15 protein-coding genes are annotated in these 12,594 nt (G+C 49.8%); 7 read left to right on the top strand and 8 right to left on the bottom strand.

From position 1 onward, the window contains the following. Positions 1-159: 159 nt before the first annotated feature. From IQ268_RS26790 to rsmA, 3 genes are all read right to left on the bottom strand, one after another. On the bottom strand, positions 160-480 hold the full coding sequence (locus IQ268_RS26790) for a DUF3082 domain-containing protein (protein ID WP_193885629.1): 321 nt from the start codon (positions 478-480) through the stop codon (positions 160-162). Positions 481-550: 70 nt separating this feature from the next. Beyond that, complete coding sequence (gene ispE, locus IQ268_RS26795; protein WP_193885631.1) at positions 551-1,495, bottom strand: 4-(cytidine 5'-diphospho)-2-C-methyl-D-erythritol kinase; 945 nt, start codon at positions 1,493-1,495, stop codon at positions 551-553. A 125-nt stretch (positions 1,496-1,620) separates the two neighbouring features. Then, complete coding sequence (gene rsmA, locus IQ268_RS26800) at positions 1,621-2,448, bottom strand: 16S rRNA (adenine(1518)-N(6)/adenine(1519)-N(6))-dimethyltransferase RsmA (protein ID WP_228035762.1); 828 nt, start codon at positions 2,446-2,448, stop codon at positions 1,621-1,623. A 109-nt stretch (positions 2,449-2,557) separates the two neighbouring features. Between rsmA and IQ268_RS26805 the strand changes: the two genes are divergently transcribed. Beyond that, positions 2,558-4,360, top strand: a complete 1,803-nt coding sequence (locus IQ268_RS26805; RefSeq protein WP_193885633.1) for a serine/threonine-protein kinase — start codon at positions 2,558-2,560, stop codon at positions 4,358-4,360. 69 nt (positions 4,361-4,429) lie between these two features. Here the strand turns inward: IQ268_RS26805 and IQ268_RS26810 are convergent, their stop codons facing one another. Beyond that, positions 4,430-4,765, bottom strand: a complete 336-nt coding sequence (locus IQ268_RS26810) for a hypothetical protein (protein WP_193885635.1) — start codon at positions 4,763-4,765, stop codon at positions 4,430-4,432. A 118-nt stretch (positions 4,766-4,883) separates the two neighbouring features. On the opposite strand from IQ268_RS26810, the gene IQ268_RS26815 reads away from it, so the two are divergent. From IQ268_RS26815 to IQ268_RS26830, 4 genes are all read left to right on the top strand, one after another. Beyond that, positions 4,884-5,174, top strand: a complete 291-nt coding sequence (locus tag IQ268_RS26815) for a hypothetical protein (protein WP_193885637.1) — start codon at positions 4,884-4,886, stop codon at positions 5,172-5,174. Positions 5,175-5,335: 161 nt separating this feature from the next. Further along, the gene (locus IQ268_RS26820) at positions 5,336-5,719 is read left to right on the top strand and encodes an alr0857 family protein (RefSeq protein WP_193885640.1); all 384 of its coding nucleotides are present in this window, start codon (positions 5,336-5,338) and stop codon (positions 5,717-5,719) included. 310 nt (positions 5,720-6,029) lie between these two features. Beyond that, positions 6,030-6,221, top strand: coding sequence for a hypothetical protein (locus IQ268_RS26825; protein ID WP_193885642.1), 192 nt, complete (start codon positions 6,030-6,032; stop codon positions 6,219-6,221). A 150-nt stretch (positions 6,222-6,371) separates the two neighbouring features. Continuing rightward, positions 6,372-7,322, top strand: a complete 951-nt coding sequence (locus tag IQ268_RS26830; RefSeq protein WP_228035763.1) for a GNAT family N-acetyltransferase — start codon at positions 6,372-6,374, stop codon at positions 7,320-7,322. A gap of 108 nt (positions 7,323-7,430) precedes the next feature. On the opposite strand, the gene IQ268_RS26835 is transcribed toward IQ268_RS26830, so the two are convergent. From IQ268_RS26835 to ndhC, 3 genes are read right to left on the bottom strand one after another with little or no spacing between them, the layout of a single operon-like run. Beyond that, positions 7,431-7,970: an NAD(P)H-quinone oxidoreductase subunit J gene (locus IQ268_RS26835; RefSeq protein WP_193885646.1), complete on the bottom strand. Its 540-nt coding sequence runs from the start codon at positions 7,968-7,970 to the stop codon at positions 7,431-7,433. Then, a complete protein-coding gene (locus IQ268_RS26840) occupies positions 7,963-8,706 on the bottom strand; it encodes an NADH dehydrogenase subunit K (RefSeq protein WP_193885648.1) in 744 nt (247 codons plus the stop codon). The genes IQ268_RS26835 and IQ268_RS26840 overlap by 8 nt, the downstream gene beginning before the upstream one ends. Beyond that, positions 8,697-9,059, bottom strand: coding sequence for a photosynthetic/respiratory NAD(P)H-quinone oxidoreductase subunit C (gene ndhC / locus IQ268_RS26845; RefSeq protein ID WP_193885650.1), 363 nt, complete (start codon positions 9,057-9,059; stop codon positions 8,697-8,699). The genes IQ268_RS26840 and ndhC overlap by 10 nt, the downstream gene beginning before the upstream one ends. A gap of 278 nt (positions 9,060-9,337) precedes the next feature. On the opposite strand from ndhC, the gene IQ268_RS26850 reads away from it, so the two are divergent. Together IQ268_RS26850 and IQ268_RS26855 are read left to right on the top strand one after the other, a co-directional pair. Continuing rightward, positions 9,338-10,705, top strand: a complete 1,368-nt coding sequence (locus IQ268_RS26850; protein ID WP_193885652.1) for a folylpolyglutamate synthase/dihydrofolate synthase family protein — start codon at positions 9,338-9,340, stop codon at positions 10,703-10,705. Positions 10,706-11,024: 319 nt separating this feature from the next. Further along, on the top strand, positions 11,025-11,453 hold the full coding sequence (locus tag IQ268_RS26855; RefSeq protein ID WP_193885655.1) for a DUF3887 domain-containing protein: 429 nt from the start codon (positions 11,025-11,027) through the stop codon (positions 11,451-11,453). 291 nt (positions 11,454-11,744) lie between these two features. Here the strand turns inward: IQ268_RS26855 and IQ268_RS26860 are convergent, their stop codons facing one another. After that, positions 11,745-12,242 carry a hypothetical protein gene (locus tag IQ268_RS26860; RefSeq protein ID WP_193885657.1) on the bottom strand — a complete coding sequence of 166 codons (498 nt, stop codon included), beginning with the start codon at positions 12,240-12,242 and terminating at the stop codon, positions 11,745-11,747. Positions 12,243-12,594: the final 352 nt, after the last annotated feature.

Below are 12,594 nucleotides of genomic sequence, written 5' to 3' on the forward strand. Positions count from 1 at the left end.
ATGCTGTTGCGGCGAAGATAGTTGAGGGGTAGCCCTCTGCAAAAATAGCTCGGTGCCAGGTTTGTATTACAAAACAGAACAGAGCCTTCCTACACTTCAGGAGGCTCTGTTTTGTTTCATGGGTAGACTAAAACTACAGGGAAGGGCTTTCAGTCACTGCTAGTTGTTGGGTCCTCGTATCCCCAGAGCTGTTAGTCCTAGGGCAGCAATGCCAAAAATAGCTGTTGCTAATGTGCTCATGCCCATGACCAATGTGCGTACGGCAACTGCGATATTGATAGCGGTTATATTGCTGGTGGGTAAAGGCTTATCGGCGAAGGTGTGAACGATGGACTGAGTGAGCAGATACAGCACAAAGGCAATGACACCTGAAATTAGTGCCCCTGTAAAACAACGAAGCCGGGTAGGAGGAACCTGCTGATTGGCATTCTGGGAGTTGGCTGAAGCAGAGGAAGAATCTGGAGGAGTCGAATTGGCCATGGATTCGTCGTGAGCGGTAATGAGCCGATGATGCAGTCTTGCTTCTATCCTAGTAGAGTTAACGGCGGAGTTAGCGAATAAGCTGGATACCGTTTGCTGTGAATCTGGTTACCCAAATTCCTAAATCTGGGTCGGCAAGCTGCTGCTGGAGTTGCGATCGCAACGTTTCTGCTTGTGCCCGACTATTCGCTAATGCAAAGACCGTAGAGCCAGAACCAGACATCATAACGCCGAGTGGGTTTAGCTGCTGCATTGCCTTCTTTAGCTGTGCCACCCTGGGTTGAGCAGGCAGCACAACTCGTTCTAAATCATTGTGGAGCAGTTGAGCGATCTGTTCATTGTTCCGATGGCTGATTGCCGCCACCATTGAACCAGAATGCACCCGTTGGCGACGACCTAGCAAATCCTGACGGTTAGAAACGTAGGCTTCGCCAAATTGTTGTCGGTATGTTTGATAAGCCCACCCAGTTGACACTGATAGGCTCTGGTACTTCGCCAGTACAGCATACATGTCCTCAAGGCTGGGCAGTGGCGAAAGCTGTTCTCCTCGACCTGTGGCGATCGCCGTTCCACCAGCGATACAGAAAGGCACATCTGATCCTAGCTTGGCTCCTAATTCTTGAAGCTCTATTTGCGTCAGTCCTAGCTTCCACATCAAATCCAGGCCGACCAGAACAGCCGCGCCATTGCAGGAGCCGCCAGCTAATCCGGCCTCGACCGGAATTCGCTTGTGAATGGTAATGTCAATCCCCCCAAACTGGCTGAACGTATCGGGAAACTCTTCTGTCATCAACGCCGCCGCCTTGTAGGCTAAATTGCGCTCGTCGGTGGGCACCTGGGGATGATCGCAATGTACCTGAATGCGATTGGTTCCGTTCGCTCGTAAATCGATGCGGTCGGCTAAATCAATGCTTTGAAGCACCATCGCCAACTCGTGATATCCATCGGGGCGATCGCCAATCACTTCTAGATAAAGGTTGATTTTGGCATGAGCCAGCAAAGAATAGGTGTGCATGATAACTGTATCAGGGTGGAACGATAGACGCTGTGGTTAAAGAGTATGGCAGTTTGTAGCAAAACAGAACCCAGTGTGGGCAATGATTGTTCATTCTGACTCTAGAGCAGCTTTCTAGAGCAGCGTTATGGCTGCTGTGTTTTAGTTAGCCAATCGCTGAGCGCAACCCAATTGGCAACACCCAACTCTTCTGCCCGAGCTTGAGGATTGAGGGAGTGTTGTTCCAAAAAATCGGTGAGGCGATCGCGCTCCACAAGGCTGCTGAGATTGTTGCGTAGCATTTTGCGCCGAGTGGCAAACCCAAGTTTTACTAACGTAGCAAGCTGAGCGGGATCTAACACGGCAGGGTGAAACGGACGCGGTTGCAGCCGTACTACCGCAGAGTCTACTTTGGGAGCCGGATGAAAGGCTTTCGCAGGCACTACACAGATCCACTCGCATGTTGCCAGATATTGAACCCGCACCGATAACGCGCCATATACTTTAGAGCCAGGGGCTGCACACAGCCGCTCTGCCACTTCTTTTTGCACCAGCAGCACGATCGCATCAAATGGGTCGGGGGTTGGGCTGGCGATTGTCCCTAATAGCTTTTCCAAAATTGGGCCAGTGATGTTGTAAGGGATATTGGCTACGACTTTGTTTAACCTGGGGTTGGCCGTAATTTCACTTAAGCGCTTGGCTAAATCGAGTGACAAAATGTCGCCCTCGATCAGGACAAAACGGTCGTTCGTGCTGAACTGCTGTCGCAAAAATTTACATAAATCGCGGTCGATTTCAACTGCTACAACCGTTTGCACCAGCGGCAAAAGTTGACGCGTCAGTAATCCGGTACCTGGTCCTATTTCAAGGATGCGATCGTGCTCTGACAACGCTGCTGCCGCCACGATACGCTGCAACACTGTTTCGCTGCGTAGCCAATGCTGACCAAATTGCTTACGGGCTTTGGGGATCATGGCCTGATTTTATCCTGTTACTCCGTACAAACACTGAATCAATAACTATACGAAACGCTCAGGCTCAAAGATTGTCTGTTCACCTGTCCTATTTGGTTCGTAGAGGCTAATGAATCGCTTAGAATATCACCGTTCTGCTGCTCCCAGAACTGCGGGCCATTTGCCAGACTATTCTGGTTACGGCTTTCGAGTTGAAAGCGAATTAGGGCGAAACTTGGCTGGGGGTCGAGTCACGTACCTTGCGACTCATCTCAACACTCAAAAAAAAGTCGTCATCAAACAATTCCAGTTTGCCAAACCTGGCTCAAGCTGGGCTGATTACGATGCCCATCACCAAGAAATAGAAATATTACGCCGACTCAATCATCCGGGTATTCCTCGGTACCTGGGTTCGATCGCGACCCAAGACGGCTTTTGCATGGTACAGGAATATAAACATGCTTTATCCTTAGCGACACCCTATAGTTTCACCCCGCAAGAAATTCAAAAAATTGCGGTTTCTGTGCTGGAAATTCTGATCTATCTCCAAAACCTGATTCCTTCGGTGATTCATGGGGATATTAGACCAGAAAATATTCTGGTGGATGACCAGATCAATGTTTTTTTGGTTGATTTTGGGTTTGCTTATATTGGTACGGGGGAAACAGCAGAGGGCAGCGGTATTCGAGGCACTCTAGGCTTTATGCCGCCGGAGCAATTGTTTCACCGTCAGCTAACGGAAGCTTCAGATCTCTACAGCCTGGGAGTAACGCTACTCTGCTTAACCACCGGGACGCAATCTGTTAACGTCGGTAACCTGGTTGATCTCAATTACCGGGTCAAGTTCAAAAATCTGGGGTCAAAGCTCAACGTTCGTTGGGTCAACTGGCTGAGAAAAATGGTAGCTCCTAAACCGGGCGATCGCTTCCCCAACGCCGCCGCCGCTCTGGCAGCAATGCCCGGTGACCTGGTTTTGCCAGAGGTCATTCTTAGCCAAACCGAACTCAAATGTGTTGCAACGCGGCTAAACCAGCGGTTGACCCATACAATTCACATCAGCAACCCAATTCCAAATACGCTGCTGGGAGGAGTCTGGGAGGTTGCCTCACATCCATCTGATTCGTTTTTAGCACTCAACGGCCATCCGTGGATTTCATTCAGCCCGGCAGTCTTTGATAGCAACCAGGTTGAATGCCAGATTACGGTAGACACCAGCCGTCTAATGGCTAATCGCTGTTATACCCGCAAGCTGTTGCTGCACACCAACGCCCTGGCCAAAACCTATACATTTTCGCTTCAGGTACAAACGGCTCCCGTTCCCGTTAAACTGCGTCGAATTCCCTACCAGTTGCTAGGGGCACTTTTGGCAGGATGCGGTACTCTGACCTGGCTGATGGCCTGGATTGTCGTTGCGATCGGCGGTGCTTCTGGGGCAACCATCACAACCGGATTCGGCACCGTTATGGGCGCAGCGGTTGGGTTTGAGCTGGTCGCCTGGATTTTAGCTACTGCCGGTGTAGAAGCTGGAGCCGCTGCCAGTGTGGTGGCTGGGGTGGTAGTGGGGTTAACAGCGCTTGGGGCGATCGCCCTGGCAGCTATTCCCGGTGCAGGAACCACAACTGTTTTAATGATGGGAGCGCTGACTGGAATCATTGGTAGCCTGATAGGTGGAATAGCGCTTGGTATTACTGCCGAAAAGCTGTCTGAACGGCACCTCAACAAAACCTTCTCGCTGTGGACAAGCCTGTTCGCGGCAGCAACCGGCATGGGCCTGGGGATTGGGGTCACCGTTGGATTTTTGCAAGGCTGGGTAATAGCGATCGTGGCATCTACCAGTCTTCCATTGGCGGCCTTCCTGCTGCACTTTCGGCTAAAACAGGCCAAATTTATGGCGAACTATCGCAAGGCTGAGAGATACCTGATTAAGTCTTAACGTATCGCTTTGACTGGTTTGGCTCTCAGCCTCGCTCAACTGATTCTGAAACCCCTCAATGATAAGAGACTAATGGCCTAAGCTGCCAATGCTGAGGGGTACCATCTCACCGCTGCGGGTTAACCCCAGCAGCATTGATTCATTTGGTTTAATTAAATCGCCAGTTAGCACGCACCGCTCTTCCTGTTGTGCTGTTGCGGTAACGCTGGCTCGAATATCGTCTGGGCGAAACTGAGGCTGGTAGTCGCCCGATTTTTGCTGCACATAGTTCCACAATATGTCGCGGATGAGAGCTTGATAGCCCTGGTTTCCGGCCAAGCCCTTTAACTTTTCCTTCAAATCTCGCTCCAGGCGAATGCTCGTAACTTCCATGTCCGTGGTGGCTGTGCGATTCAGTGTGTACATCGAAGGCTCCTCCTTAATCGTTGAAAATGTTTTCCGAAAATAGGTAGACAATTGCTGTATTACAAGTGTAGTATACTGATTGTCAGATTCAAATTCTTACCTCTCGCAAGGTAGCGCCATGAGCCAATTGCTTCTTTCCACCACTTCATTGCAGATAGCCACTCTCCTGGGTGGCGGCATCGCTGGCACAAAAGCCATTGCGTCTGCTCTGAAGTTGCCTCGTGGAAACAATTACGGCTCAGTATGTCGAGTCGTCGGCAGCTTTGGTAGCAGCATTGTTGGGCGAGATCGGTTCATTGTGGCGGGTCAGTTCCCACAGGGATACCAGCGCATGGATCGCGATCGCGGCTCCAAAGCCAACTTGGGCAAGGCGGGGGGTACAGATACAGAACTGCTGTACTGCTGTTAGGTTAAAAGAACTTTCATTAGTTTTTTCGACCCCCGTTTCTGCCATACCAGAAGCGGGGGTTGTTGTATGGCCAAAACGTCACTTCCTTCAAGCTTCTGTGCCCCAAAAGACAGTTCTGGTGAAACCACCATAAGCCTCTGGAATACGAGAAATTTTTGGTCATGCTGAAATTCACCTATACCGAAACCAGTCTCTACCTGGAGCATCTGCCTCAAACCGTTGAAGAGTGGATGTCGCTGCGAGTGACGTTGTCTCTACGAGCAGGACAAAACCTCCAGATTGAACACTGTACTGCCTCGTTTTTGCTACCCGTTGCGTTCGTCAATTTGGGTTCGTTGAACGCAGCCGTTGAACGCAGTGAATCACTTAGCATTACGGTGTGCGATGCAGACTATATCGAAGTCAGTTTGCGCGGAAGCTGGGTTACGTCAACCTCAAACGAAGCGGAGGGTGTGTTTGTGACGATGTTGCGCGATCGCACAGAAACAACCCTATTTGAACTCTGGCAGCAAGCACAAGCCTATATGCCATCAACCGCTAGATAGCACGATCATACGCATTCGTTTTAGCCCCCAAACGAATCTCAGATCCTTTGTCCCATTTTGTCTGAATCAGCATCGGTTCATTGGCGCTATTAACAACAGTTGAGCCAGTTAGAAATCCCTATTGATGTGGAGATCTTTCTGACGTTCTTAATTGTTTTGACCATGAACATTGACGTGTGTAACTTATATGTAGTATAAATGTAGTATAGCAGATTTTAACCGAGTTCTTATCAGGAAGATTGATCTAAATCAATGTAGTTAAACAGCAGAAGTTTCGTCTATGGCGATCGCTGCAAGGGGTAAATCAACCATGACAGTACTTTATATCCGCTTAGTTAGAAAGCCGCGATCGCGCTCAGAGAAACCGTTCAGGCAGAATACTTCTGCTGATCAAATTCATTTGCAGGCTATTCAAGCATCTGTCAAAGCGCAAGACAAAGCGATCGCAAAAAAGCACAACCTTGAAGCCAGTTATCGCCTGCAACGGCGGGAATTCTTTTAGCAAATGTGGTTCTCGTCTCATTTACTAACACTTAATACCACTTTGTTTACTGGCTAACATTCAAATTGCAAATCGGCTTTGTAGAGCTGAACTCTATACAACCAACTCATTCAAACGAAGCGTAGGTGCATAACAATGAGGACGCTAACCATGCGCCCCTACGGGGGCGAAGCTGACCTACAGCCCATCGTTAATTTGTTAAATGCGTGTGAGGCTGTTGATCGGCTCGATAGTTTTTATTCAACGACTGCCCTTCAGCAAGGGTTGGCCGAACCTGGATTTGATCCAATTCATGACATGCGTTTATGGGAAGACGAAAACAATGACCTTATTGCCATTGGAAAGCTTCGAATTCCGTCCACTTCGAGCGAAACGATCGATAGCCATTTGTGGTTTCAAGTCCACCCCAGGGCACGTCATCGAAACCTCGAAGCTGAGATCATTGCCTGGAGTGAATCAAGACTGCGAGACGTTGAGCGAGAGCGGCAACTCCCTGTTAAGCTGCGGTCGAGTACCTGTGATCACAAGCACAATCGCATCGCGTTCTTAAACAATTGTGGGTTCACCTATGAACGTTGCTTTTTAACGATGGTGCGATCGCTAACTGCCCCCATCCCGCTCCCTCAACTTCCTACCCAATTCACTGTTGTTGATGCTAGAAGCGGCTTTAGCATTGAATCGTGGGTGGAAATGTTTAATCAAACCTTCGTCGATCACTGGGGGTTTTATCGAGCCACGGTGGATCAATGTAAACACGGCATGAGCGACCCCAATTATCATCCTGCCCTCGATCTGGTGGCGATCGCCCCAGACGGTACTTTCTCTGCCTTCTGCTTCTGCTACATCAACAAAGAAAAGAATCAGGCAAAGGGGCAAACAGAAGGATGGATTAGCTCACTTGGAACCCGACGCGGTTTTCGCCGCATGGGGTTAGCGCGAGCCATGCTGCTATCGGGAATGCATCGTTTGCAAGCCGCAGGGATGAGCGTTGCCAAGCTGGGTGTAGACACTGAGAATCCCAATTTTGCTCAAAACCTCTATGAGTCTGTAGGCTTTACCAAAGCTAGAGCCAAACTTACGTTTGTCAAAACTCTCTCATGACGGCTCTAATTCTGGTTAGAGGCGTTTGGAACGCAAAAAATTGAAACGCAAAAAAGAGGGGCGATCGTGCGATCGCCCCTCTTTGCCAAACTGAACGAAGGAACTGCGTTAGTAAGCGTCCTGCAATTCATAGAAATCTGGCGAGATGTAGTCTTTCCGAAGCGGATAGCCCACCCAATCCTCTGGCATCAAAAGTCGCTTCAAGTTGGGATGTCCTTCATAGATAATGCCGTACATGTCATAGCTTTCACGCTCTTGCCAGTCGGCTGTCTTCCAGATCCAGTACACCGATGGCACAGTTGGATTCTCTCTAGGCAAAAAGACTTTAATGCGGATTTCATCCGGGCGATCGGCATTGTCGCTCAGTTTGATTAAGTGGTAGAAGCTGACCAGATCGCCCCCCGCTCCTGTGTCGTAAGCCCCTTGACACTGAAGGTAGTTAAATCCATAGGCATAAAGAGCGGTGCAAAATGGAATCAAAAATTCTGGTTCCACCTTTAGCACTTCCACCCCTGAGCGATCGCGTTCTAAAGACTCGTGGTCAAAACCGTTTTCGCTGAGCCAACGCGATACCTTACCCGCTTCAACAATCTCCGTTGTTTGCTCTTCTGTCTGCGATTCTTGAGCCTTAGACTCTTCTTCAGCCACGATCGCTCTCCTCTTGCTCAAGTTGCTGCTGTAATGCGGCAGGAATCGGTAAACCCATCGCTTCCATCAACTCCTTGGGCGGAGCCTGCCGCAACTCTGAAGCCATATACTTCCCAGTCAAAATCTCGGGCACTATCTGCATCTGATGCTTAGCGCTGTGATAGCGATGGGTTTGCCCCAGAGCATCTCGCTCTTGCAGCGCTTCGTTGGAAATCTTTTTCCGCAGTTTGATGATGGCATCGATGATTGCCTCTGGGCGAGGAGGGCATCCGGGAATGTAAACATCAACCGGAATCAGCTTATCAACCCCTCGGACTGCGGTAGGAGAATCGCTGCTGAACATACCGCCTGTGATGGTACAGGCTCCCATAGCCATAACATATTTGGGGTCGGGCATCTGCTCATAGAGACGCACCAGAGCCGGAGCCATTTTCATGGTGATGGTTCCAGCTGTGATGATCAGGTCTGCCTGACGCGGACTAGATCGGGGGATTAAACCAAAGCGGTCAAAATCAAACCGGGACCCAATCAGTGCTGCAAACTCGATAAAGCAGCAAGCCGTACCGTACAACAGCGGCCACAGGCTCGATAGACGTGCCCAATTGTGCAAATCGTCTATGGTGGTCAAAATGACGTTTTCTGATAGATCCTGGGTCACCTGAGTTGATGGCCCAATCGGATTCATCACCGTTTCAATCAAATTTTCTGGAGTTTCAGTACTGGGGTTCATGACCATTCAAGGGCTCCTTTCCGCCAAGCGTAAACGAGAGCAATAACCAGAATTGCAATAAAAACTAGGGCTTCGACAAAAGCCAGGAGTCCTAATTGGCTAAATGAAACCGCCCACGGATAGAGAAACACAGTTTCAACATCAAAAATCACGAACACTAGCGCAAACATGTAGTAGCGGATGTTGAACTGAATCCAGGCTCCACCAATTGGTTCCATGCCAGACTCATAGGTGGTGCGTCGCTCCGCACCTTTGCGATGTGGCCTCACCAGGCTAGATACACTTAGCGCCAGGACGGGCACCAACCCGCAGATGATCAAAAAGCCGAGAAGATATTCGTAACCGCTTAGGACAAACACAATTGCAGTTGCCGATTAAGTAATAAAGTAACTGGGTTTATGTTACTTGTTTTTTACATTATAGGAAATTGCTAACCGCCTGATCGCGATAGAAACCCATTATCGAAACGATTGAAGACAACGGTACTTTCTGTGAACTGGCTATTGTATCGGGTGTATCGGCTAAACAACTGGCCGGCTGCGACACGGGAATGCGACATGGGAAAATAAGAAGCTCGCATCTTGTCCTCAAACTCAATTGCTCAATTTAACTAACCTTTTGCCGTCTCTCTTGCCGAATGAACAGTTTTGATTCCGAAACGATCCAGGGTGCTGATCACGATTCAGGGAGTCTGGATGATGTGGATACTTTGCTCAACCTATTTGCCCATTTTGGGGTTGAACTGGGGCTTGAGCGCATCCAACGGCTCCTGGCCAGACTGAATTCTCCCCACCAACAAGTTCCGGTGATTCATGTCGCTGGTAGCAACGGCAAGGGGTCGGTCTGTGCCTATCTTTCAAGCGTGCTAACCACCGCAGGCTATCGCGTTGGGCGCTACACATCTCCCCATCTCGTTAACTGGTGTGAACGAATTTGTGTAAATGAGCAGCCGATCGCCCCAACGACTTTGTATCGCCTATTGCAACAGGTGCAAGCAGCAATTCAACCCGACCAGCCCTCTCCTACTCAGTTTGAGGTAATTACCGCCGCTGCCTGGTTATTTTTTGCCCAGCAACAGGTCGATGTAGCCGTAATGGAGGTGGGATTGGGGGGACGACTAGATGCCACGAACGTTTGCGATCGCCCCCTGGTCAGTATTATTACGTCCCTGAGCCGCGAACACTGGCAGCGGTTGGGGCCAACGCTGGCAGACATTGCCTTTGAAAAGGCAGGTATTCTCAAACCTAACTGTGCGGCGATCGTTGCCCCCCAACCGCCAGACGCCAGAGCCGTCATAGAACGGCGTATAGCCGAATTGAACTGTCCGACCCTCTGGGTGACACCCTCACGCGAGGTAGAGTCGGGGTGGGCTATCTATGACCGCCCCTTCGCCGATGGGTCTGGAAGCCCTCATTCATTGCGATACCGTTTGCCGCTACCAGGAGCGCATCAGTTGATTAATTCGGCAGTGGCGATCGCAGCCCTCCAGAGCTTGCAGCAACAGGGTTGGACGATGAGCGATCAAGCCATCTGCGATGGCATTGCTAAAACGCAATGGCGCGGACGGTTGCAGTGGTTTACCTGGCGACAGCAGACGCTTTTGATTGATGGCGCACACAATCCGGCAGCGGCAGCGGTGCTGCGGCAATTTGTCGATCGCACAGACGCAGTAACCAAGCCAGTGAACTGGGTCATGGGGATGCTGACAACCAAAGACCACGCCGACGTATTTAAACAACTGTTGCGAGATGGCGATCGCCTGTATTTGGTGCCTGTGCCCGATCATCTCTCGGCTGATTTAAATCAGCTTGCCGCTGTCGCGCAGGCGGTCTGTCCGGGGCTGCAAAGCTGTCAGATCTATGCAGATGTTGTTGCTGGGTTAGAAGGGGCGATCGAGACTGGTGCAAAGATTGAACCTGCCCCAACCACTATCCTGTGCGGATCGCTTTACTTAATTGGCTACTTCTTTAAACGAACAGAGGCTACGTCAACAGAAGCACGCTGAATATTTGAGCGAGATCAAATTTCAGCTTTCTCCGGAGCTGAGGGTACCTTGTTGCTAGAGAATAAAGTCAGCCTTCCAGCCGACACTTTTGAACGGACGGGCAGTTCGGGGAGCTATAAATCCCGCTCTGTACCTGAAGGATCAGCGTCGGGATAGATGAAGCTGGAAAACACCGAAGAACCTGTCCCGAAGTCTTTCGGGGTACAATTTATCGACTAAGTTGAGGGACAACCTGGGCACAAAACCACATCTCTTCTCGTCTAGAACGAGAGCTTAGTTGAACGTCCATTTAGAAATAGAAAGCTCATAGGAAACTCACATGCGAAAAACTATCTCTGTGTTACTCATCACCGCGACACTTACAGGCGTTTCTCTACCTGTTTTAGCGCAGCAAACCGAAACGGCTCCGGCTGAATTGCCTGCTGCTCAAGCAGATCGGCTCACTGCAACCGCTCAAGAGTTCGTGGCGCTTTTGGCTGACGGTGACTATCAAGGAGCGCTGCAAAAATATGCTCCCAGTTCTAGAGCCAGCATTACCGCTGCGACCCTACAACAGGGGTGGGAAGATGCGGTTACGGCCAATGGTGATTTTCAGCGCCTGGTTCAAGTTGAAACCGAAGCACTAGATTCAGAAGGTGGCGATTCTGTGGCGATCGCCACGGTTGAATTTGCCAACGGTGCCCAGGATTTCCTGGTGGTGTTCACAGCTAACAGTGAAATTGTTAGCATTCAGGCGGTTACTGACTAAGGCCGTTTCATTCGTCTGGGCACTCACTTAAACCAGAATCGTAAGCAGGGCAAGTTACGGTTAGCCTCAACCCTCTGCAACATTTGCTTCCCCCACACCTGGTTACGATTCCTGCACTAGATTTTCCATCATTCATTTAAAGTGCTAAAACAAAAGCTCAGTGAAGCGTGTGCGTTTCACTGAGCTTTTTGTATGGAGGCTTGTATGGAGGCAGATTTTCACCGATCGACCACCCGTTCAAGCAGATGCAACGGCTCAAGAACCGATCGCCACTGCATAAAAGCGATCGGTTTAGTCCATAAAGCCAACAAAGGTTTCGTCATCATCGGTCTGGTTAGGGGCGATCGGGCGACCACCGGGCAGCAAACTGGCTTTCAACAAATCAGGACTGCTGGCCAGAATTGGACGACTACCCGGCAGCGAACCATCATCCACCATCTTTAAGTCGCTGACAAAAATAGGGCGATGCCCGGGTAGCCGATCCAGGCTGGCAACCTGGAGATGGCTGGCCGAAACCGGACGATTGTTATAAATTGTGCCGTAAATCTCAAGGTGGCTAGCGGCAATGGGACGCAAACCAGACAGCATCATGGTGTCTGTTACGTCAATATCACCAGGAGCAACAGGACGACTTTGCATTGAGCCGGACAGACTAACTTGAATGGCACCTTTGTCCGTTGCCTGGTCGTGACCATTCTTCCCGGTACCCTTCTCACCCAGGTTGAGAGCTTCTCCCTTATCCTGAGAAGCCTGAGTCTCACCGCTATTGCTTTTCGCTTGACCAGCCATTGTTTTCTCCTGTTTTCACTGCGTTATCTACAATACCTATCGCTGCGTCCCGCAAGTCCTCTTGTGCAGCCGCTTTTAAAAAAATTCAGGTGAACGATAAGCTAAACCCCTAATTGGGCTAGCGGTTTTAGCTGTGAGAATCTGAGTCGTCAACCCAACTCAAACGCTGTTGAGCGTGAAGCTCAACAAACCGCAATTTTTAGTAGAAATTTTGCTTACTGCAACATTATAGGGCTGAAGGTTATTAGCTCAAAACTCTGTTTGTTTGAGAATCTATAGCTTTATCTTAATTATTCAATTAAAAAAGCCAAAGTAAAGCAATGGGTTATAAGGGGATGTTACTGATTGAAAT

It is taken from the genome of Oculatella sp. LEGE 06141 (assembly GCF_015207605.1).
Classification (GTDB): domain Bacteria; phylum Cyanobacteriota; class Cyanobacteriia; order Elainellales; family Elainellaceae; genus Oculatella.